At 47.0% G+C, this 24,355-nt stretch carries 13 protein-coding genes, 2 pseudogenes and 1 riboswitch; of the genes and pseudogenes, 4 read left to right on the top strand and 11 right to left on the bottom strand.

The annotated features are described in order from the left end of the window. Positions 1-420 precede the first annotated feature (420 nt). Positions 421-1,428 carry a response regulator gene (locus NYE33_RS14905; RefSeq protein ID WP_341066387.1) on the top strand — a complete coding sequence of 336 codons (1,008 nt, stop codon included), beginning with the start codon at positions 421-423 and terminating at the stop codon, positions 1,426-1,428. Positions 1,429-1,590: 162 nt separating this feature from the next. Here NYE33_RS14905 and NYE33_RS14900 read toward each other — a convergent pair whose 3' ends face one another. From NYE33_RS14900 to NYE33_RS14860, 9 genes and pseudogenes are all read right to left on the bottom strand, one after another. Continuing rightward, entirely contained in the window at positions 1,591-1,992 is a 402-nt protein-coding gene (locus tag NYE33_RS14900) for a MerR family transcriptional regulator (RefSeq protein ID WP_042139022.1), read from the bottom strand. Positions 1,993-2,277: 285 nt separating this feature from the next. Beyond that, positions 2,278-2,637, bottom strand: coding sequence for an alpha/beta fold hydrolase (locus tag NYE33_RS14895; RefSeq protein WP_336103364.1), 360 nt, complete (start codon positions 2,635-2,637; stop codon positions 2,278-2,280). Positions 2,638-2,644: 7 nt separating this feature from the next. Next, positions 2,645-2,801, bottom strand: a riboswitch (cyclic di-AMP (ydaO/yuaA leader). Next, positions 2,775-3,104: pseudogene (mnhG, locus tag NYE33_RS14890) on the bottom strand (monovalent cation/H(+) antiporter subunit G); the annotation flags it as partial. (Overlaps the previous riboswitch by 27 nt.) Continuing rightward, on the bottom strand, positions 3,094-3,387 hold the full coding sequence (locus NYE33_RS14885; RefSeq protein WP_042139024.1) for a Na(+)/H(+) antiporter subunit F1: 294 nt from the start codon (positions 3,385-3,387) through the stop codon (positions 3,094-3,096). The pseudogene mnhG and the gene NYE33_RS14885, both read right to left, overlap by 11 nt. Continuing rightward, positions 3,387-3,869, bottom strand: coding sequence for a Na+/H+ antiporter subunit E (locus tag NYE33_RS14880; protein WP_042139025.1), 483 nt, complete (start codon positions 3,867-3,869; stop codon positions 3,387-3,389). The genes NYE33_RS14885 and NYE33_RS14880 overlap by 1 nt, the downstream gene beginning before the upstream one ends. Positions 3,870-3,874: 5 nt before the next feature. After that, positions 3,875-5,350, bottom strand: coding sequence for a Na+/H+ antiporter subunit D (locus NYE33_RS14875; RefSeq protein WP_042139026.1), 1,476 nt, complete (start codon positions 5,348-5,350; stop codon positions 3,875-3,877). Beyond that, positions 5,347-5,679: a Na(+)/H(+) antiporter subunit C gene (locus NYE33_RS14870; RefSeq protein ID WP_042139027.1), complete on the bottom strand. Its 333-nt coding sequence runs from the start codon at positions 5,677-5,679 to the stop codon at positions 5,347-5,349. Before NYE33_RS14870 ends, NYE33_RS14875 begins: the two co-directional genes overlap by 4 nt. Next, positions 5,667-8,519, bottom strand: a complete 2,853-nt coding sequence (locus NYE33_RS14865; RefSeq protein WP_341068674.1) for a Na+/H+ antiporter subunit A — start codon at positions 8,517-8,519, stop codon at positions 5,667-5,669. Before NYE33_RS14865 ends, NYE33_RS14870 begins: the two co-directional genes overlap by 13 nt. A gap of 45 nt (positions 8,520-8,564) precedes the next feature. Then, positions 8,565-9,197, bottom strand: coding sequence for a universal stress protein (locus NYE33_RS14860; protein ID WP_336103361.1), 633 nt, complete (start codon positions 9,195-9,197; stop codon positions 8,565-8,567). Positions 9,198-9,390: 193 nt separating this feature from the next. Here NYE33_RS14860 and NYE33_RS14855 point away from each other — a divergent pair, with 193 nt between their 5' ends. Then, positions 9,391-9,615 (top strand): hypothetical protein, encoded by a 225-nt coding sequence (locus NYE33_RS14855; RefSeq protein WP_341066386.1) that lies wholly within the window; start codon positions 9,391-9,393, stop codon positions 9,613-9,615. Positions 9,616-9,692: 77 nt separating this feature from the next. After that, the gene (locus NYE33_RS14850) at positions 9,693-10,553 is read left to right on the top strand and encodes an alpha/beta fold hydrolase (protein ID WP_341066384.1); all 861 of its coding nucleotides are present in this window, start codon (positions 9,693-9,695) and stop codon (positions 10,551-10,553) included. Between the two features lie 67 nt (positions 10,554-10,620). Here NYE33_RS14850 and NYE33_RS14845 read toward each other — a convergent pair. Continuing rightward, positions 10,621-10,863: pseudogene (locus tag NYE33_RS14845) on the bottom strand (ATP-binding protein); the annotation flags it as partial. A gap of 151 nt (positions 10,864-11,014) precedes the next feature. On the opposite strand from NYE33_RS14845, the gene NYE33_RS14840 reads away from it, so the two are divergent. Then, positions 11,015-11,713: a hypothetical protein gene (locus NYE33_RS14840; RefSeq protein WP_341066382.1), complete on the top strand. Its 699-nt coding sequence runs from the start codon at positions 11,015-11,017 to the stop codon at positions 11,711-11,713. A 1,487-nt stretch (positions 11,714-13,200) separates the two neighbouring features. On the opposite strand, the gene NYE33_RS36525 is transcribed toward NYE33_RS14840, so the two are convergent. Next, positions 13,201-24,312 (bottom strand): alpha/beta fold hydrolase, encoded by an 11,112-nt coding sequence (locus NYE33_RS36525; RefSeq protein ID WP_445669780.1) that lies wholly within the window; start codon positions 24,310-24,312, stop codon positions 13,201-13,203. Positions 24,313-24,355 lie beyond the last annotated feature (43 nt).

Here is a 24,355-nt window from a genome sequence, read left to right as displayed (position 1 = left end):
TATTGTTCAGTTAAGACGTTTACACTATGCTCGAGGGAGGCATCTAACCTTGGGAAAAAAGCGAGCAGAAGAAAAACGGAAATGTGAGTGAGGTAGCTGCACTAACAACCATTACGCCAAAGGAATGTGCAAGCAACATTATTGGAAGGACTTTCGGTTTTATATGACAACCCTCTCCATTTATAGCATTTATATGTTGATTTTCCCGGTTAACTATCTCTTCAAAACTCTCACACGTATATGCAGATGAAAAAAGATTATCCCAAATTCTATTTAATTTGCTGCATAACGCAATTAAGTATAACGGAGCAAGGAGAGATTATTATTGAAGCCTCTAGGGTTAAACAACGCCGCAACATTAGCGAAGATAAAGGATCTGCTGAAGTGGTCCGTGCAGGATCGTCCGGGCCTCTCTATGAGATGGCAAGACCCAATATTCTAATTGTGGACGAGGATCCGGTGAACCTGAAAGTGTTGGCTAATATTCTCTATGAAGAAAATTACAGATTAACTGCGGTCTCCAGTGCCCATGAAGCCCTTGAACTGATCCGCTCTGCTTCCTGGGATTTGTTAATTGCCGATGTGAAAATGCCGCAAATGTCAGGACATGAGCTTACCAAGCAGGTCAGACAACATTTTGATATTACGGAGCTGCCGATACTCTTGTTAATTACCCATTCGATTTCAGAAGAGTCATATACAGAATTCTTACATGGAGCCAATGACTATGTAACCAAACCTGTTGAAAGATTAGAGCTGAAGTACAGAGTGCAGGCATTGATTTCGTTGAAACAATCGATTGACCAAAGTCTGCGGATGGAAACAGCCTACTTGCAGGCCCAGATCAAACCGCATTTCTTATTCAACACCATCAACTCCATTATGGCCCTGAGTGAATTTGATATGGAACAGATGCGTAATGTAGCGGGTGCATTTGCAGATTACTTGCGGTATAGCGTTGATTTCATTAATACGAATCAGCTGGTGGATCTGGAGAATGAAATTTCCCTGGTGAAATCCTATTTATTCATTGAGCAAGTCCGTTTTGGAGACAGGTTAACTGTGGTGTGGGAGATCCAGCCCGCTCTCCGTTTCAAGCTTCCTCCGCTGTCCATCCAGCCGCTCGTTGAGAATGCAGTAAGACATGGATTGCTGAGCCGGGCGAAGGGCGGCGAACTGGTGGTGCGCATATATCAGGCGGAAGCTGGCGCCTGTGTACAGATTATAGATAATGGCAAAGGGATTCCGGCTGCCGAGATTGAGAACCTCCTAAGCCTTACCCGGCATAACACCGGGGGAATCGGCTTAAGGAATACCAACCGCCGCTTGGTTCAGCGGTATGGCCAGGGTCTTCTTATCCAGAGTGAACCGGGCAGGGGCACGACAGTATCGTTCATGATTCCTCTTGATAATCATCCGGTATCTTAAGTTCCAACCGGATTTCACCACCTCATAAATCACGTCTAATGTCCGCGCATCTGGGCATTACTCCCGATACCTCGGTTACGCGGGGGCAGTGGCTGAGTCTAAGCAAAATGGACAAGCTCAAACCATGAAGCTGCCGCTCATTGAATTCGGGCCGGAATGTATTTATTGCACCTTCAAGTGGTTAAGATGATCCGCAATCCGGTTAAGCTCATCGGCAAGCGCCGCCAGGGAAGCAACAAGCAGCTGCTGTCTGTCCGGCTTCTTCGGCTCGGCGCTGATTTTCTCCATTGGCGGAGGAGGTTGCAACTCCTTCTTGTCCTCTTTGCCATACATCGGAAAGCCGTCTTCAATCAGCAGACGAACAATGGTACTAAGATGGTAACGCTCTGCACGCAGTTCACTGATCCGCTTCAGTAGTTTCAAAGTTTCATAAGGGTAAAGCACCTGGTCTCCCTGACGGGTCGCGGCTACAAAATAAGAGAAATACTCTAGCCATCTCTTCACTGTGGTCGGAGGTAATTTCGATATCGTGATCAATTCCAGCTGCGTGTAATGGCGAACCATAACATCTCTCCTCTTTCTAGTGGACTTATATATTTTAATGGTATTCGTGTTCCACGAAATAAATGTGTGAAATTACTTATTTGCGTTTTTTCGCATCAAAAACGGCCAACTGCCTGCGAAGGCAGTTGGCCGTAGATACATCCGGCTATGGGAAAATGCACGTTTACGAAGAAGTGGGCCGATCCACTGGATATTGCAGTCCCGCCGGACCCGCCGGTTTCGCCGGAGGCTTGAGGTTACCCTTCCCTCACTGTTCAGTTCCTTGAACAACCGATCCATTCAAAGTCATAAATGACCGCACCATACTCTGCTGCAATTTCCTTCGTGCGGTCTGTCGAGCTGGGCGAGCACAGCACCACTGGAACAAGCTACGATCACAGCCTTCTCTACAGATAAAGCGTCCAATAACAGCTTCAAATCTTCACATTGTGTGTCTACGATCCGGCTAATCTCCACATCCATTTTCCCCGATTGCCCGTTCCCTCTTAGATCAAATACGATCACTTTCGCACGCTTGCTGAAATAATCCGCTTGCGGCTCAAACAGATGATGGGAGGTCGAATAATCATGAATAAAAACAATGGGCAGACCGTTGCCCGACATCTCGTAATATAGCGACGTTCCATTCACTTCAATATGCGGCATAAACAGTGCATCCTCTCATGAACGCTTGCGGGGTTAGCTGCCGGATTCGGGCCTGAAAGTAGCCCTACTCGTTTTTCCCGAGATTCACCCCATATAACCTGGAAGTATTATTTTGCAGACGTTTCCTGACTTTCTTCCCCCAGGACCTTCAGATCATCCTGTATGCTTCCCTTCCATAAGGGAACTCCGGAACGGTAGGCTGCCCGGCCATTTAAATGGCCTGCCACCGGTGAAGTGATGAATACAAAAACAATCGCCAGCAGCAGCTTGATATTAACCGTTCCGTCTTTAAACCAAAAGTACAGGAAGCCTCCTGTCAGCAGACACAGCACCCCGAAGGTTGCACTTTTGGTAGCCGCATGTGAACGCAGGTACACATCAGGCAGCCGGACCAAGCCGAAGGCACTTAAGCCGCAGAAGACTGCACCCATCACCACAAGAATGGAGCTAATCAGTTCACCTGTCATTCGGGTTCCCTCCATCCTCTATAACGGCTCCCCGTTCAATATATCTGGCCAGTGCCGTTGTTCCAATAAACGTCAGAATACCGATAACCAGAATAACTTCAAGAAAATCCTGGGTATCCAGCAGCATACAGAAAACAGTGATCATTGCGAGTACATGAATGCCTATCGTATCGAGCGCGGCAACCCTGTCTGAACGGGTTGGCCCTTTCAGGAGACGGAACAGGCATGCCAGCATCGCCAGCGCCAGAATGATCATTGCCACGGTTAGCATAACTTGGATCATTACCGGGTCACCTCCATAATCGCTTGTTCGAAAGTGCCTCTAATCTGCGCGACAAGCAGCTCTGCATCTTTAATATCAATTGCATGAATGTACAGCGTCCTGCCATCCTTCGAAACATCAAGAGTCAGGGTTCCCGGCGTCAGACAGATCAGGCACGATAACAGCGTAACCTCCCAAGCCGAGGTCAAGGCAGTCTCATAAGCAAAGATACCGGGACGTATAGCCAGCTTTGGACGGATGATATGGCCGATGACCACGAAATTCGAGACCGTAAGTTCACGGGCAAAGATCAGCAGAAGCTTCAGTATAGCCCATATACGTATGAGATAGAATGGCCGGGTCCGGGCCAGGGATTTCGTCAAAATCAGCAATAATATAATACCGATGACGTAGCCCGCTATGAAGCTTGAGCCAGAGCCATCGTTATTTATCGCCATCCACAGAAAGGCAATCAACAGATTTAAGAGGAATTGTAGGGCCATCTTCTCTACTCCTTCATTATGGCTTCAATGTACCGCGCAGGTGACGCCAAAACCTCGCCTGCCTGCGATACATAAGCATAGACGGACTCGGCACCGACCCCCATAGCAATCACAAGCAGCAGGAGTCCGGCGGCAATAGCCGATGCAGCCTTCAAGTTCACTCTAGGCAATTCATTCACCGGTTCATTTCCCCAGAACGCCAGCCTGAACACCTTCATCAGGGAATACAGCACCAGTAAGCTCGATCCTAGTCCAATTAAGGACAACGTCAGCATTCCCTCAGCCAGAGCTCCGCGGATGATCAGAATCTTGCCGGCAAACCCGCTCAGCGGCGGAATACCTGTCAGGGCAAGAGCAAGGATAAAGAACATCCAGCCGATGAACGGATACCTTTTAATCATCCCGCCCATACTGCCTAGCCGGTCAGTTCCGGCTGCGGATATAATCATCCCGCCCAGAATAAACATGAGTCCCTTGGCCAGCATATCGTGCAGCAGATAGAAGACCGCCCCATTCAGTGAATCTGCAGTCCCTGCAGCGAGTCCAAAGGCTACAAATCCAACGCTGATAATGATGTTATAATTCAGAATCCTCGGGATATCCTTATAAGCTACTGCCCCCAGGCTGCCCAGAATCATGGTAGCAGCAGCCATCCAGGCAATCCAGTCATGGGTGAAGCCGGGATCGTTAACAAACAGCAGCGTGAAGGTGCGGATGATTGCATAGAGTCCCACTTTGGTCAGCAGTGCACCGAACAACGCTCTAACAGCCGCCGGAGGCGCACTGTATGACCCTGGAAGCCAGAAGAACAGGAACAGCCCTGCCTTTAGGGAAAATACAATCAGGAACAAAACAGCAATCACATTAAGCACGCCGCCTTGTCCCGCTTCAGCGATACGCTGGGACAGGTGTGCCATGTTGAGTGTTCCTACTGCTGCATAGAGATAAGCTACCGCTGCTACAAACAGTGTCGAGGATACGATATTGATGAGCAGATATTTCGATGTTTCTCTTAGCTGAAGCTTGGTCCCTCCGAGTGAGATGAGCGCATAAGAAGAAATCAGCATGACCTCAAAAAAGACAAACAGGTTGAAAATATCTCCGGTAAGAAACGAGCCGTATACCCCGACCAGCAAAAACTGAAAGAACGTATAATAATAGAACCGCTCCCGCTTCTCTCCAATACTGCTGAAAGAGTAGCACAGAATCGCAAAGCTGACGATCGAAGCCATCATTACCAGCAATACAGCAAACATATCACCTACAAATACAATCCCGTACGGAGGAGCCCAGCCCCCCATCTGCAAGGTCTGTATGCCCTCAGAGTGGACACGTGAAACCAGCAGCACTGCAACCAGAATGTTCAGCAGACCGCTGAGCGCACTAATCACGCGCTGAAGCCGGATCTTCTCTTTGAGAAAAATCAGGATGACAGCCGTAGTCAGCGGAATGAGAATCGGGAGTACCAATAGATTGCTCATTCGTTGTCCTCCTTAATGCTGTCAATTTCGTCAGTACCCAGCGTCTGGTAAGACCGGTACGCGAGTACGAAGTAGAAGGCTGTAACCCCAAAGCTGATAACTATGGAGGTTAGAATCAATGCCTGCGGCAGCGGATCAACATAAGTATCCGCTTTGCCCAGCACAGGGGCTGCACCCTTTTTGAGCCCGGCCATTGTGAGCAGCAGCAGATGGACACCATGCGTCAGCAGGGAGGTTCCCAGCACAATGCGCAGCAGGCTTTTGGACAGAATCAGGTACACACCGATCGTGAAGAGAATGCCGACCGCAACCGCCATTAGGAGTTCCATTTCTTTTCCCCTCCGATCGATAAAATGATGTTCATCGTTACACCGACCACGGCCAGGTATACGCCAAGGTCAAACAGGACGGCAGTCGCCAGCTCCGTATCGCCAAGCACTGGCAGATGAAAATGGCCGAAAGCATGACTTAGAAAAGGAGCGTCAAACAGGAATGAGCCTGACGCTGTTAGAATAGCCAGCAGGAGTCCGGAAGCTGTAAGCAGCCGGTAATTCACAGGTAACACCTTACGTACCTGATCCATTCCAAATGCGATTGTAATGAGGATCAGCGCAGCAGAAGTCATCAAAGCCCCGATAAAGCCTCCCCCCGGATGATTATGTCCGGCAAAGAACAGATACAGGGAGAATATCAGAATAATGAGGACAATCCCCTTGGACATTGTCTGCAGAATCACGTCATTGCTGCGCAGCGGTAATTTTTCATTCTTGGCGGGTTGGAGCGGCGGCAACTCCTCTTCCATTCTCAAATGAATCAGACCATAAATGGCCAGTGAGGCGATGCCAAGCACCATGATTTCAAACAAGGTATCGAACCCGCGGAAATCTACCAGGATGACGTTAACAACATTCTTGCCGCCAGCCAGGTTATAGCTTTCTTTCAGGAAAAACTCGGAGATAGGTTCAAAAGGACTGGTACCCATAGCCGCCAGAGCGATCAACGTCATTGTAATGCCGGCTCCAAGCGCTATGATCAGATTGGGCAGCTTAAAGCGCAGCGGCTCTCTCTGCTTCTTCAGCTTAGGTAAATACCGGAAACAAAGAAGGAACAGAATGACCGATACGGTCTCTATAATCATTTGGGTGAGTGCAAGATCCGGTGCCCGGAAAAGAACGAAGAGCAGCGTCACCATGTACCCTACACCACCGGTGAAAAGAATCGCGTTAACACGTGACTTGGCAAATGGAACAGCAAAGGCAGCCAACAGCATTGCTGCTACAACAGCCGTTTCATAAAAAGACAATGAGGCATACTGATCCATGCCAAAGCTTATGCCTGACTGCAGCAGCAGAACTGTGAGTAACGAAATGATGAAAAAGCTGAAAATATAGAGCAGGTAATGGCGATTGGAACCAGTCATATAGGCATCAGTCAAACGTCTTGAACCATTCTCCAGCAGTCTTAGCGAGAAGTCATACATACGGTTCAGCGTATTGCGTCCGCTTGCTTCGCGGTCCAGTACCCGCAGCCGGGTATAGATTCTAAATAACAGTGTACCTGCGGCTATAACGCCGAGGGTCATGAAGATTTCCGGTGTCCAGCCATGCCAGAAATGAATAGAAACTTCAAAAGCTTCTTCCGGTGCGAGTATCCCCGTATGGATGGAAGACATTGCCGGTTCAATCAGCGTAGCAGAGACCAGGTCAGGGAAGAATGCAAACACTACAGCAAGTGAAATTAGAATCACCGGTGACAGCAAGAGACCCAGTGGAGCTTCATGCGGAATTTTATCCAGTTTGTCTTCCCTCAGCTTGCCGCGGAAGGTCTTGAAGACAAAAATCATGCTATATACAAAGGTAAACACACTGGCAATCCAGGCAATTACCGGAAAGAGCTGCGTCCAGTATCCTGAGCTCAGGATGTCAAACTCCCGGATATTAAGCATAGAGGTGAAGAACATTTCTTTACTAAGGAATCCGCTGAATGGCGGCAATCCAGCCATGGAGAACGCCCCGATCAATGCGACAGAGAAGGTGACTGGCATGAGAGACATAAGCCCTCCAAGCTTGCGCAGATCACGGGTACCCGTCTCGTGGTCAATGATGCCCACAACCATAAACAGACTGCCTTTAAATACAGCATGATTAATGAGATGAAAGAGCGCTGCAGTAGTAGCCATCGTATAAAAAACCGCATCCCCCGTGCCGGTAAAGAAGGCTGCCGCCGACCCGAGTCCCAGCAAAGACATGATCAATCCGAGTTGACTGATCGTGGAGTACGCGAGTAAGGCCTTGAGATCCGTTTGCCGGATGGCTTTGAACGAACCATAGATCAGAGTTACCAGTCCTGTGACAGAAACGAGCCAGAACCACTCGGATGCTCCGGCATATAGAGGGGTGAGCCGCGCCACCAGATAGATCCCCGCCTTAACCATGGTAGCCGAGTGAAGGTATGCACTTACCGGAGTCGGCGCTTCCATAGCATCAGGCAGCCAGATATGGAACGGAAACTGGGCGGATTTCGTAAAGGCACCCAGGAGAATAAGCAGCATGGACGGGATAAACATGGCACTTTCGGTCAAGGTCCCTGCCTGTGCAACAATCTCGCGGATACTATAAGTGCCGGTCATTATATACAGAAGATTAAATCCGGCAAGCATCGCCAGACCGCCGAACACTGTGATCAGCATGGACTTCAATGCTCCATAGGAGGATCTTTCCCGGCGGTGCCAGAAGGCAATGAGCAGGAACGAAGAAATGCTCGTCAGTTCCCAGAATCCGTACAGCACCATCAGATTATCTGACAGGACAACACCCAGCATTGCTCCCATAAACATGAGCAGGTACATATAAAACTGGCGGATTCCTTCCATCAGCTTATCGAGATAATAAATGGAATAGAGCACAACCAGGGCACCCATTCCGGTAATCAGCAGGACAAAGAGCAAGCTGAGTCCGTCCAGCACCAGAGAAATATTTACCCCAAAGGACGGCATCCAGTTGATATTGTTAACAATAGGCTCGCCAGCCCGGATGGCTGGAATTCTCGTCAGGAAATAAATGAAGAGAGCTGCGGGAGGGGGCAGAGCGATCCAGCCCAGGTGGAACCGTTTATTTCGCTTCATCAGCAGCATTAGCGCAGCCAGCAAAAACGGAAGCAGGATAATCATATGCAGCAAGGCTTAATCCCCCTTTCTAGTTTTGGTATAATCCGCTTAACGGGGCTTAACCCATTCGTTCTGTACAATCCTCAAATATTGCGCTTCACCGTTTCTGACGATTTTGAACAGGCCGGTATTGAAATCCGTATCGAGCTCACGGAAGAAGACCCCCTTCATGGCTTCATCTCCATCCGGTTCATCCATAAGGATATGGCGGTCGCCCTCTTTGACCAGATAAGCAGAGAATCCTTGCTCATGGGACTTTTCGAGCAGCTCCGGATAGCGCTGCACCGCAACGATATGAAGATCAATCGGGCCCATCCGCTCCAGCAGCTCATTGATGAAGCTTCCCCGTGTAATCTCCTGCCACAGCGTTTGGCTTGACTGTCCGAGTACAATTTGCGTTATTTTATTATCCTTTGCAGTCTCCACAATCACATCAGCCGTTTTCCTGCCATTACATTTGCGGATCACAAATTGTCCGCCGGCCTCCTGGGTCTGTTTCTCCCAGCCAGACAGGTACTGCTGCTTCTCCCGGTTATATTCATTGTCTCCGGATGCATCTACTGTAAGCACAATCAGCGGAGCCTTGAGCAATTTGGCCAATTGTCCTCCACGCTGTATTAACCTCTGCCCGTGGGGGCCATAATGCACACATACCATAATGCTCTCATTGTTCATTTCCATTCCAATACCTCCGCAGCAGTAAATTTATTCCAGCAAAAAAACACAAAAAGAGCCCGCTGTTGGCAGGCTCCTCCGGTTAACTCCGTATACAATTATTGCAATTATATAGTCACCGAAGGAGAATGTAAAGGCAATTTGCGGTGAATAATCCGGGAAGCATCAGGAGAGCCTGTGTGAAAAGGAGGCATTCCCCATGTTAATACGTAAAATAATATGCAGCATTTTCCTGTTCGCCGGCATGTTGATACTCGGCTGGAAAATGGAAAAGTTATTAACTCCTAATACGGCAGTATCCCAAACAAGCAGCTTTTCCGTTGAAGAATTTAGTATCCGTACTGAAAGCTTTACTGATCCGCTCCCCATTAGCGTACCCTATCACCCCAGGGAATATGTGAGAATTAGACGATCGGTAAAATAAAGTGGTTATGCTTCCCTCTGTTCACTTATTTCGGGTAAGATGGGATTAACTTTTGATAAGAATGGGAGCAGAGAGATATGCTGAGAAGCACCCGGACATTAGAGCTAGACAATGGGACATTCCTTGAATATACAATAACCGGAGCAGGGAAGCCCATTTTGCTTTTTCATGGTGGGCATTCCAATTGTCATGAAGAGTTTGGATACAAGAATCTGTTGGAGCAGGGCTATTCGATTATTACTCCTTCGCGGGCTGGTTACGGCTTAACAAGCAAAGAACTTGGACTTTCGTTAAATACGGCTTGTGAGGCTTATCTGCAGTTGATCAATCACCTAGATGTATGTACGGTTCATGTCGTTGCTGTATCAGCTGGCGGACCCAGCGGTCTAACCTTCGCTTCCCTCTATCCCGAGCGCGTCAGCAGTCTTGTCCTTCAGTCTGCCGTATCCAAGGAATGGCATACTCCTAAAGACGCTATTTATAGAATGGCCAAAATATTGTTCCATCCGGCCACAGAAAAATATACATGGAAGCTTGTTTCCTTCTTCAGCCGTACATTTCCAAATTTCATTCTAAAACAGATGGCACCTTCCTTCAGTACCCTTCCCGTACCTGAGGTCTTGCAACAGTTCAGCCAAGAGGATATTGACCAATTTGTCGCCATGAATCAGCGCCAGCGCTCCGGCCATGGGTTCATGCTTGATCTTGAACAGAGTGCAGCCTTTACACCCTCCAAACTACAGAAAATTTTGTGTCCGACCCTGATTATGCACAGTAAAAATGATAAGGCTGTTTTTCCGGAGCATGCATTGTCTGCTCATCACCATATCCCCGGATCCAGACTATGCCTTCTTGACTCATGGGGACATTTGATATGGCTGGGCAGTGGAGCCCGGAGCGTTGACACGGAATTGAATAAGTTTTTGGGCTCATTATAATTTTATGAATGAGCAACATCCGAACCTGCCACAAAGCAAGGAATCGCGAACGAAAAAACGTGCTGCCCTGCTCGCTGGTATCCTTAAGCCATACTCTGCCGTTCATTAACTCGACTAGCTGTTTACAGATAGAGAGCCCAAGTCCGGCACCGCTATAGCTTCCCGTTGAGCGTCTTTCATGAATTTGTGAGAAGGAGCGGAACAGGTTGGCTTTCTGTTCTACAGGCAGTCCAATACCGGTATCCCCCCCATATTCAGAGTTACGGCCATATCCAAGGCCTAAATGGCTATAGATTTCGACATTACTCAAGCAGGCATAGTCAGCGGCTGCTTTACAGTTTGAGATCCGTGAGTCAGATCATTGTCGATAGCATCCGTCGTGCGATTAATAGGCATGGTAATATTTAACTAGCTCTGTTAGACTTATTTTGTAAATTATTATCGTACTTAGGAGGAAAAGAGTGAAAAAGCCGATTTATAAAAAATGGTGGTTCTGGGTACTATTAATTCTCCTTATTGGAGGTATTGGTAACCTGGGCAATGATAAAGAACTTAATGATCAGACCATAGCTATTGCCACTGTAAATCCTGAAGAAGAAGTGGTTGCAGAAGCTACTATAGAACCAACGACCACTCCTTTTTCTGAGCCAACGTTTGCGCCCACAGCCCAGTCAACCCCAGAACCAACACAAACAGTAGCCTCTGATCAATCGCCATTATCCAAAGATGAGGTACTTGCCTACACAGCGAATCTTACGGGAAAAACTTTTATCAAGGAAGTCAAAGTCGGAACGGATAGTATAAGTGTGATTTTCTTTAAAGACTTCATTGAATATAAAGACGCCAATCCGAATTCTGGGATTTCTAACGAGGATTATGTAGATTATTTTGCTACTGGAGATCAGATCAATAAGTTGCTCATGCAGGAAACTACTCGATTATTTAAACAGTTCCCAGGTACTGCTACAGTTGATATGACCATTCCCTATGATGGAGAGACATATTCCGTTGATTTGACTAAGGGTGAGATAGAAAGCTTCTACAACGTTGACTTTAGTACAATTACTTCAAATGATATATGGAGAGAAAAGATAAGTGATCCCCACTTCAACAAATCGGACCGACAAGACTTCGTCGATAAATTTGTTACTATAGAATAATTAGGACCACCCGTCCAACGGGTGGTTTGCTCTTGAGGTACACCCCCCTGTTGGTCTTGGTGATCAAACCCTCGTTCCCTCCACCCACATAGCGGGTGGATTTTTGTTTCGCACGTTTCACGCACTAAACTGGCTAAAGCCATAATAAAACACGCTATCAATGAGGCGTGTCCTCTATATGGTATTCAACTCGATTACTGTACACATTTCATTTCGTTACCTAAATCCAGTCCATTTGGGCCCTAGTTTCTTTATCAAGTAAATCATATGAAATAAACACAACTCTTCCACTGTACGGTAAAGAAGAACCGGCTCAATTTCTATGCCTCGATCTGCTTTGGGGCCAAGGCTTGTATCTGAACTTGCGCTTTGTACTAGTGGTGAATGAGGGCTACTGCTCCATTTCGGATAGTATGGATTTGAGACTGGATGTGCCAGTGCATTGTAATGGGGCTTAATGGGGCTCCTACAACTCGTCACCTCCAGCTTGCAGGCGAACCTTGGGACCATTTTTACGCTGTTTGCAAACAGCCCTCCCATGCCATGGTCTCAGAATCCAGCGTTGCCGCTTACTTACGCAAGTCTATTTTTCATCTATTTGCTCAATATCCGCAATTATTCATAACGGAAATAATTATATAAAAGCAGGAAAACATTGATGTGGAGCACGAATCGCTGGTTTCTTAGAGTTGTAGAACTTTTGACTGACCAGTGAATCTCGCTCAAACAAAAAATTCAGGGCACCCAACAGAGGGTGCCCTGTTTATTTTGCTCAGGCCCACGCATTACGAGTGCGACCCAGCATAGATTTATAAGGTTTTCCTGGGGTCTTTTGGCAATAGATCGCGTGTTATAAGTGTATAGTTACTTCTAAAATTTTGTTGATATTTGGATGTTGTTAGTAGATTGGTTAGAAGTTTTGTTAGACCGAAATACTACTTAGCACCATCTTCCCGCTGTAATACTTAACAAAAGAAAGTCTGAGGTAGATAATCTACAACTGTGGCCGAGCATATCACTTCTTCCTGAATCTCCTTATACTCGGGTGTCTTTGTGTTTACACGTTTATTATAGACGTCATTGCATTACTTGGAGAAGTGGGAACTATTTCTGTATAGGTATATCGCAAAGCTCTGGATATATAGTGGATAAAAAATATAAGCATGCGAGCTATCTCCTACCATCTTTCATTTTTCTAAGTTCACTTATAAAGTAATTTATTGTTCAAAGTAAATTTGAAAAGTACATAGTGTATCATTGGCTTGTTAATTTTGTTGAAGCAAAATATTCCTACTATCTCTTATCTTTAATGAATTTATTCTGATTAAATCTCCCTCTTATAGAATCAATAATTCAAAGAGCATCAAAATTCAATTACGATACAATTGAGAAAAACCCCATCATTAAGATGGGGTTAGGATAATTAAATCTCTATACTGATTATTCTCTCTAAATATCAACTTATTCAACAATACTTATTTGAAATTTTATTGCGAAATCATCCATTTAATTACTGACCATTCTGACCAAATCGCACCGTCGGTTACCTTCACTCGCACTTGTAACTTTTTAAAGGTAGGTATTGCTGTAGTTACCGTCCAAGTGTTGCTAGTTAACGACGTATTCGTTGCTAGTACCCCTGAATCCAGCACGACCGCTCCAGACTCATCCAGCACCTGCACCTGGTACTCCGTAAAGGTGGTCACCGCGGCATCTGCCTGTGTCCATCCGATCGTCGGTTTCGTAATGTTAAACACGCTCGGACTGGCCTGAGTTCCCGATGGTGTCGTTACCGTCACCTGTGGTGCGGTATTCCCCACCACCGCCACCGGCGTCAGGCGCTGTACGATACTTCCATCGCCTAACTGGCCGGAACTGTTATTTCCCCACGCCCAGACACTTCCGTCCGTTTTTTGGGCTAAACTATGACTGTAACCCCCAGCGACGGTTTTCACGCCGCTTAGGCCACTGACCTGCACCGGAGTCACCCGTGTAGTTGTACTGCCATCTCCCAGCTGACCATACCCGTTATACCCCCACGTCCACACACTGCCGTCACTCTTCACGGCCAAACTGTGTGTGTTGCCGGCGGCAATGGCGGTGATCCCGTTCAGTCCACTAATCGCGGCCGGGATGGTCCGCTGTACGGTCGTTCCGTCTCCCACTTCACCATAACTATTACTTCCCCATGACCAGACCGTTCCGTCCCCTTTGAGAGTTAGGTATTGACCGGCACCTACAGCAATCGCGGTAACTCCACTCACGCCTGTCATCTGAATTGGTGTTCCTCCGGTCGTCCAAATCCACACCGTTCCGTCACTCTTTAGGGCCATGCCGTTCGTTCCGCCGGCTGCAATCGCGACGATTCCGCTCAGACTACTAATGGCTACAGGGCTGGTGCCGTATCCTTGACCCCATCCCCAGACTGTTCCGTCACTCTTCAGGGCAAAGCTTTGGGAAGATCCTGCGGCTACAGCAATGATGCCGCTGGTTAACGTGCTGACTGCCACTGGCGTTGTACGCTGCACGCTCGTTCCGTCGCCCAGTTGACCGTTATAATTGTAGCCCCAGGCCATCACGCTGCCGTCACTCTTCAGCACGAGAGTATGCGAGCTACCGTTAGCCACCGATACGGCTCCATTCACACCCGGCACATTGACACTCGTTGTCCGGGTTACCGTCACTGCACTTCCGTCGCCCAGTTGACCATTTCCGTTATTTCCCCAGATCCGGATCAGTCCTGCACTATCAATGGCAGTACTATGACCACTGCCTGCCGCAATCAGATTCTTGGTTTGAACCGTGTTAATCATCATCCATTTCACGCTTGACCATTCCGACCACGCTGCACCATCCGTCACTTTTACCCGCACCTGCAGTTTTTTTCCTGCCGGCAGGGCTGTACTAACCGCCCAGGTATTGTTATCCAAAAGCGTACTGCTTACCTGTACCTCTGAATCCAGCACGACCGCTCCAGACTCATCCAGCACCTGCACCTGGTACCCCGTAAAGGTGGTCACCGCGGCATCTGCCTGTGTCCATCCGATCGTTGGTTTCGTAATAGTCATTGCGGTTGGACTTGTTTGCGTTCCCGATGGTGTCGTCACCGTCACCTGTGGTGCGGTATTCCCCACCACCGCCACCGGCGTCAGGCGCTGTACGGTACTTCCATCGCCTAACTGGCCGGAACTGTTATTTCCCCACGCCCAGACACTTCCGTCCGTTTTTTGGGCTAAACTATGGCTGTAACCCCCAGCGACGGTTTTCACGCCGCTTAGGCCACTGACCTGCACCGGAGTCACCCGTGTAGTTGTACTGCCATCCCCCAGCTGACCGGTATAGTTATATCCCCACGTCCACACACTGCCGTCACTCTTCACGGCCAAACTGTGTGTGTTGCCAGCGGCAATGGCGGTGATTCCGTTCAGTCCACTAATCGCAGCCGGGATGGTCCGCTGTACGGTCGTTCCGTCTCCCACTTCGCCATAACTGTTACTTCCCCATGACCAGACCGTTCCGTCCCCTTTCAGGGCCAGGTATTGCCCGTTGCCCATGGCAATCGCCGTGATGCCGCTCACTCCTGCCACCTGGCTTGGCGTCACTCCGTTCGACCAGGTCCAGACCGTTCCGTCACTTTTCAGAGCCATGACTCTCGTATCACAAGATGCAATCGCGACGATTCCGCTCAGACTACTAATGGCTACAGGGCTGGTACCGTATCCTTGACCCCATCCCCAGACTGTTCCGTCACTCTTCAGGGCAAAGCTTTGATTCGCTCCAGCCGCTACAGCGTTCACGCCACTCGTTAATCCACTAACCGTCACTGGCGTAGCTCGCTGCACATTCGTTCCGTCACCCAGTTGACCGGAGCTATTAAAACCCCAAGCCATCACGCTGCCGTCACTTTTCAGCACGAGAGTATGCGAGCTACCGTTAGCCACCGATACAGCTCCACTCACGCCCGGCACGTTCACACTCGTTGTCCGGGTTACCGTGACTGCACTTCCGTCGCCCAACTGTCCGTTTCCATTCGTTCCCCAGATCCGGATCAATCCTGCACTGTCAATAGCCGTACTATGACCACTGCCTGCCGCCACCACTTTATTCGGCAATACGGTACTAATCGTCATCCATTTCATGGCTGACCATTCCGACCACGCCGCACCATCCGTCACTTTTACCCGCAACTGCAATTTTTGCCCTACGGGAAGCGCTGTGGTAACCGCCCAGGTATTATTATCCAAAAGGGTACTGCTTGTCTGTACCCCTGAGTCCAGCACGACCACTCCAGACTCATCCAGCACCTGCACCTGGTACCCTGTAAAGGTGGTTACCGCGGCATCTGCCTGTGTCCATCCGATCATCGGTTTCGTAATGTTAAACACGCTCGGACTGGCCTGAGTTCCCGATGGCGTCGTTACCGTCACCTGTGGTGCGGTATTCCCCACCACCGCCACCGGCGTCAGGCGCTGTACGATACTTCCATCGCCTAACTGGCCGGAACTGTTATTTCCCCACGCCCAGACACTTCCGTCCGTTTTTTGGGCTAAACTATGACTGTAACCCCCAGCGACGGTTTTCACGCCGCTTAGGCCACTGACCTGCACCGGAGTCACCCGTGTAGTTGTACTGCCATCTCCCAGCTGACCGGTATAGTTATATCCCCACGTCCACACACTGCCATCACTCTTCACGGCCAAACTGTGTGTGTTGCCGGCGGCAATGGCGGTGATCCCGTTCAGTCCACTAATCGCGGCCGGGATGGTCCGCTGTACGGTCGTTCCGTCTCCCACTTCGCCATAACTATTACTTCCCCATGACCAGACCGTTCCGTCCCCTTTGAGAGTTAGGTATTGCCCGTTGCCCATGGCAATCGCCGTGATGCCGCTCACTCCTGCCACCTGGCTTGGCGTCACTCCGTTCGACCAGGTCCAGACCGTTCCGTCACTTTTCAGCGCCATGCCTCGCATATTGCTGGATGCAATTGCGACGATTCCGCTTAGACCATTAATGGACACCGGGGTGGTTCCGTATATTTGACCCCATCCCCAGACTGTTCCGTCGCTCTTCAGGGCAAGGCTTTGGTTCGATCCCGCGGCTACGGCAATGATTCCGCTGGTTAACCCACTGACTGCCACTGGCGTAGCTCGCTGCACATTCGTTCCGTCACCCAGTTGACCGTAATAATTATAGCCCCAGGCTGCCACGCTGCCGTCACTCTTCAGCACAACCGTATGCGAATCGCCATTGACCACCGATACGGCTCCGCTCACGCCCGGCACATTGACACTCGTTGTCCGGGTTACCGTCACTGCACTTCCGTCGCCCAACTGTCCGTTTCCATTCGTTCCCCAGATCCGGATCAGTCCTGCACTGTCAATTGACGTACTGTGAGATCCACCTGCCGCCACCAATTTATTCGGCAATACGGTACTAATCGTCATCCATTTCATGGCTGACCATTCCGACCACGCTGCACCGTCCGTCACTTTTACCCTCACCTGCAGTTTTTGCCCTACGGGAAGCGCTGTGGTAACCGCCCAGGTATTGTTATCCAAAAGGGTACTGCTTGTCTGTACCCCTGAGTCCAGCACGACCACTCCAGACTCATCCAGCACCTGCACCTGGTACCCCGTAAAGGTGGTTACCGCGGCATCTGCCTGTGTCCATCCGATCGTCGGTTTCGTAATGTTAAACACGCTCGGACTGGCCTGAGTTCCCGATGGCGTCGTTACCGTCACCTGTGGTGCGGTATTCCTCACCACCGCCACCGGCGTCAGGCGCTGTACGGTACTTCCATCGCCTAACTGGCCGGAACTGTTATTTCCCCACGCCCAGACACTTCCGTCCGTTTTTTGGGTTAAACTATGGCTGTAACCCCCCGCGACGGTTTTCACGCCGCTTAGGCCACTGACCTGTACCGGAGTCACCCGTGTAGTTGTACTGCCATCCCCCAGTTGACCATACCCGTTATACCCCCATGTCCACACACTGCCGTCACTCTTCACGGCCAAACTGTGTGTGTTGCCGGCGGCAATGGCTGTGATCCCGTTCAGTCCACTAATCGCAGCCGGGATGGTCCGTTGTACAGTCGTTCCGTCTCCCACTTCGCCATAACTGTTACTTCCCCACGACCAGACCGTTCCGTCCCCTTTGAGAGTTAGGTATTGACCGTTGCCCATGGCAATCGCCGTGATGCCGCTCACTCCTGCCACCTGGCTTGGCGTTACTCCGTTCGACCAGGTCCAGACCGTTCCGTCACTTTTCAGCGCCATGCCTCGCATATTGCTGGATGCAATTGCGACGATTCCGCTTAGACCACTAATGGACACCGGGGTGGTTCCGTATATTTGACCCCATCCCCAGACTGTTCCGTCGCTCTTCAGGGCAAGGCTTTGGTTCGATCCCGCGGCTACGGCAATGATGCCGCTGGTTAACCCACTGACTGCCACTGGCGTAGCTCGCTGCACATTCGTTCCGTCACCCAGTTGACCGTAATAATTATAGCCCCAGGCTGCCACGCTGCCGTCACTCTTCAGCACAACGGTATGCGAATCGCTATTGACCACCGATACGGCTCCACTCACACCCGGCACATTGACACTCGTTGTCCGGGTTACCGTGACTGCACTTCCGTCACCCAACTGACCATTTCCGTTATTTCCCCAGATCCGGATCAGGCCCGCACTGTCAATTGACGTACTATGACCACTGCCTGCCGCCACCAATTTATTCGGCAATACGGTACTAATCGTCATCCATTTCATGGCTGACCATTCCGACCACGCTGCACCGTCCGTCACTTTTACCCTCACCTGCAGTTTTTGCCCTGCAGGTAGGGCGGTGGTAGCTGTCCAAGTATTGCTAGTTAGCAGTGTACTCGTTGCCTGTACCCCTGAATCCAGCACGACCGCTCCGGACTCATCCAGCACCTGCACCTGGTACCCTGTAAAGGTGGTTACCGCGGCATCGGTTTGCGTCCATCCGATCGTCGGTTTCGTAATAGTCATTGCGGTTGGACTTGACTGTGTTCCCGATGGTGTCGTTACCGTCACTTGTGGTGCGGTATTGCCCACTACCTCCACCGGCGTCAGGCGCTGCACGATACTTCCGTCACCCAGCTGGCCCGAGGCATTATTCCCCCATGCCCACACACTGCCGTCACTTTTCATCGCTACACTGTGGCTGTAACCGCCCGCAATGTCCTTTACGCCGCTCAAGCCGCTGACCTGCACCGGAGTGGACTTCGTAGATGTACTTCCATCTCCCAGCTGACCGTATCCGTTATACCCCCACGTCCACACACTGCCGTCATTTTTCAGTGCCAAACTATGCATGTTACCAGCGGCGATCGCGGTAATTCCGCTCAACCCGTTAATCGCCGCCGGAGTGGTCCGCTGTACGGTGGTTCCGTCTCCCACTTCACCATAACTATTACTTCCCCAGGACCAGACTGTTCCGTTCCCTTTAAGGGTCAGGTATTGCCCGGCCCCCATCGCAATGGCGATGATGCCGCTCACCCCTGCCACCTGGCTTGGCGTTACTCCGTTCGACCAGGTCCAGACCGTTCCGTCACTTTTCAGCGCCATACTCTTCGTTCCGCCGGCTGCAATTGCAGCAATTCCACTCAGCCCACTAATGGCCACCGGAGTAGTGCCGTACCCTTGACCCCATCCCCAGACCGTTCCGTCGCCCTTCAGTGCAAAGCTTTGGGTCGATCCCGCTGTTACTTCAATAATTCCATTTAAGATACTGACTGCAACTGGCACACTATGCTGAATGATAGTTCCGTCACCCAGTTGACCGTTATTGTTATTTCCCCATGCTACAACGCTACCGTCACTCTTTACGGCAATGGTATGCTCTTCTCCGGATGAAATAGACGCAATACCATTTATCAAAGGTACATCTATGGCAGTAGTCTTGGTATATTTTGTACCATCACCTAATTGTCCATAAACATTAGAACCCCAAGCAGATAAAGTACCATTCTGCTCAGACTTTAGAAGGAAGCTTTGACTTCCTGAAGCTTGAATCATTGTATGTCTTGTATACACATCAATAGCATTACTTTTTTCTGAAGAATTACCAGCCTCATCCTTAGTTATTATATAAAAATTATATAGTGAATCTGCATTTAGATTATTAATAGTAAAATTCAAACTAGTAGTTGATCCTATTAATTTTGAATCCATATAAATTTCGTATTCTTTTATTACACCAATTGGATCTATTGATTCTCCCCACGTTAAGGTAACTGACTTCAGTCCTTTTCCTGTCAAAAAAGGGAGTACTGTCAAATCAGTTGGTTTACTAGGAGGTGTTCTATCAATATAAACCTTTGCTTGTACTTCAGCACTTATGTTTCCAGCCAAATCTATTGTTCTAGTGTAAACTGTATTGATTCCTTCCTCATGCAAAGTAACAATAGCTGTATAATCTACCCATTCACCCTGATTAATTTTATATTGGCTTTTTTTAACGCCACTTAATAAATCAACTCCATCAGTGATGGTTGCTTTAACATCATCTTGTGTCCAATGTATATTGCTTAAAGTAATGGCACCTTTACCAGGTGGAGTTTTATCGATTTTAATAATAGCTGAAGCTTCATTGCTGATGTTTTCAACTCTATCGATGGTTCTGGCGTATACATGATAAATCCCTTCTTCAGTTAGCTTAAGTGGAATATCCTTATATTCAATCCATGTACCATTATCGATTTTATATTCTGTCCTACTGACGCCGCTCAACAGGTCGACTCCAGGAACAATTGAGAAATTCACATCTGTATTGATCCATTCTAGAGTATCAGCATTTATCTGGGGAATCGTTGGTCCTGATTTATCAACCTTTACAACAGCATAAGTCTCGTTACTTATGTTTCCAGCCATATCTACTGCTCTTGCGTATACAAGCGTTTCCCCTTCACTTGATATAAAAACAGGTCCAACAAATTTCATCCATGATCCTGTCGTCCCAATACGATATTGAAAATACTTCACACCGCTAAGTGAATCATCAGGCTTATCAATATAAAAAGAAACATCTTCCGCGGACCAATCCTGATGGCTAAGTACGATTTCCGGTGCATTAGGTGCAGTCTTATCAATGTAGACTGTTACTTGAGTGACATCACTTATATTGCCGGAGTTATCGATCGAGCGGGCAGAAATAGAAATTCTACCTTCCTCCGAAATAGTAGTTTCAGAATTAAAATCAAGCCATTCACCGTTTCCAATTTTATATTGACTTTTTTTAGTTCCACTTAAGGAGTCTATACCATCTACAATGGTAAAGAATGCATTCTCATTCGTCCAATCAATTGGATGGTATTCTATGGCTGGCTTTTCAGGAGCCGTTTTATCAATCCGAATTGTTTTGCTAACAAAGTCAGAAGAGTTTGTATTATTATCAGTAGAATAAGCTTTAATTATATATATTCCATCTTCTGTTAAAGTAATCGGTGAATTATATTTTTCAAATGGATCGTTATCATTAAAGTTATACTGAATTTTCATTATATCATTCAAATCATCATGAGCTTGAAGCGTTACATTAACATTAGTATTGTTCCAAGCTTCATTAGGTGCCCCATCATCAGAAATAACTGTTACCGGAGGAGCTTCATCCTGACTTTGGATACCATTTAATATAACTGACGGTTGAATTATATAGTCTGTTGTGCCATTACCATCTTCATCAACGTGCAATACAATTCCTTGATCGGGATTTGTAGTAGAGTTAATAATCATTGTTGGTGTTATTGAAACATCATCAAAGCGGTATGTTTTTTCCTTAGTATCTGCTTCGTCAAATTGTTGAACTGTATAAGTAATCGAACCACTTCCAGTTCCTAACAGTTTCACATGATAGTCGCTCTTATTTAACAAAGCATATCTCAAACCGCCACTTTCATAATAATCTCCAGTGTTTATCTGTTCATCAATAGTTCCATCAGAGTTAGGCCCGAGATGTGCACCATTAAGATCATATAAATTTAGATCTATCAAACTATTAACTGTATAATCTAAGTTTTCAGTTTGAAGACTCGAGCTTCTCAAACTTGTCTTACTTGCAGTAGTATTTGTTATCGGATTCTCAACCTTGATTTTCAAAGTTTTTGTCTTAGCAATTGATCTGCTCAATATATTAGTATTTCCGCCTTTTAAGATATCCAAAATTTGTGCTTGAACCTTGGGGTCCTCAGGTAATTTCGAATGTTCCACCTGCATTGCATAATACATTTTGCTTTGGAAATTTTCTGCCACCGAAGCACTCCACAAGGGGACTGTTTTATCGCCATTAACTGGATCCATATCATTATCCGTGAAATTTTCCCAACCACTTGCCCCCTTTATAAAGTGAGGAATGATAACACCTGGTGTTTCTAAGTTATACCCTGCGATAATATATAATTTATTTCGAATAGAGTTTAAGGTGCTGATAATGTCAAGTTGGTTATGGAATGACTCAGATTTACTATAAATATAGGAATTGAAAAACGCCTTATTTATATCTGAACTAAGAAAACCTTTTGTATCCGAGTAGTTAATCATTGGGGTGAACTTTTGAGTAAAATTATAAGCTACATCTAATCTCTTCTTTATATAATATTGATTAGATAAAAAGTAATTTCGAGAAGGAAGTAGTTCATTTACACCTGTCGAATCTCTAGCAAGCTCCATTAAAAATTCATGAAGGAATCCTTCTTTAATTTTATCCATTATTGGAGTATGGTCCATACTAGACAAAAAGAATCCACTATTCATAGTAGCATAAGCCTTTGGAGCTCCGAGGTACGGAGTTCCTATAGAAATGAATTTTTTTACTTTATCATCTTCTCCTGCAGAATTGGCATTTTGTATGTATTTTGCGGCGACTAAGCCACCCATACTATGTCCAACCAAATTGACTTTCTTTACATTTAAACTATTTATAAGAGTTTTCAACCCTTGGGCTGCTACTTGATTGTCTTGCCGAAAATCATAACCAAAAGGAATAACGTTATAATCTTGTTTTAAATAATCAATTAATGAGCCGTAGAAGCCCGGCAAAGGTTCTCCCGTTGGATACTCACTATTTTTAAAAATAGTGTTATTATCTAATGCCACCCCATACGAATCAACTTTCATATGTTCCAAATCTGTATGAAGATGAGCTGGCCTTGGCTCCCAAATCTGATCACCTTGATAAAATGCTGCTGAACCAGCCATTCCAGCAAGTACAATAACTGTTTCTTTCAGAGTAGAAATACTTTTGATACTGTACTCACTCTGGTCCTTTGAGTTTACAGCTGCAACGCCTACTCGATATAAAGTATTTGGACTTAAATTTTGATCAAACGTTATATACTTTCTATCTGCTGGTAAAATAATATCTGATTGTCCGTAAACCTTAGCTTTGTATGAAGTAGCCCCTGGCACACTATCCCAACTAAGTGTAATAGTTGAGTCTGTTGAAGAAACCGTCAAATTAGAAGGACTTGCCAAAGCAGCAGGTTCATTTACAGTTACGTATGTATTTCCACTAAAATCATGGTCTTTATCGTTCGGCGCTACATTAATTTTATAACTTCCGAGATATTCAGGTTCAAAAACCCACTGTCCTTGAGTCTGTTCCTGATATATGTAAATTGGATCTCCCATTTGGATATAATCATCATATCCGGCCAAGTATCTATATACTGTAATAATTGTTCTGTGCGCCTTGTCTTTGTAGTCAAAACTGATTGTGGAAGTTTCACCCAATTCTATTGTGGAGGGTGAGGCGGATACATTAGTAGTTGAAATTTCTACTTCCCCATCAGGGTCACCATCTCCTTCTTCCAATCCAGATGGATCAATGATAGTATCTCGAATGAAATTCTCATCAATTGCGGAAAGTGGATCTACAACTCCATACCCAAACAATTCTTTATCACCAATAATTTCAGCCGAGTCTAACAAAGCTTTTCTTATCTTTAAAACATCCCAATCGGGATGAGAAGACCAAACTTCGGCTGCTGCTCCAGAAACAAAAGCCGCGGCAACTGAGGTCCCTGAAACGGACTCATACTCATTTCCTCTAGCAGTAGTAATTATCCCTTCTCCTGGAGCTGAAATATCAAGTCCAACTCCATAATTTGAAAACGCAGATTTTTGCATATTATAAGTAACCGCACCAACTGACATTACTGTTTGATAACCTGATGGATACGAAACCTTAGGGCTGTTGGTATTTCCTGAAGCCCCTACAATAAGGATGCCAGCATCCCATGCTCTCTGAGTAGCATCTTTCATTGATTTGCTAAATTCTAATCCCGTAATGCTCATATTGATTATTTTTATATTGTTTTCTATTGCCCAATCAATAGCTTGTATAACATTACTATATGAACCCTTTCCAGATTGACCAAGCATTTTCACAGCATATAAATCAACATTTGGTGCCAGGCCACCAATACCAGAATCATTTATTTTCGCCTGAATTATTCCTGCCATTTTAGTACCATGTCCATTATCATCATCATAAGAATCTCCAATAAATGAAACTCCACCAGCAAGTTCAAGGTCACTATGATACATATCAACACCTGTATCAAAAATAGCCACCTTCACTCCATCACCTTTTACACCTCTGTCATGTAATTCATTAACTTTT

The sequence above is a fragment of the Paenibacillus sp. FSL R10-2199 genome (assembly GCF_038000235.1).
GTDB lineage: Bacteria > Bacillota > Bacilli > Paenibacillales > Paenibacillaceae > Paenibacillus_AQ > Paenibacillus_AQ phytohabitans.
The sequence above is the reverse complement of the archived record's forward strand: the minus strand, read 5'-3'. Positions and strand labels throughout refer to the sequence as shown.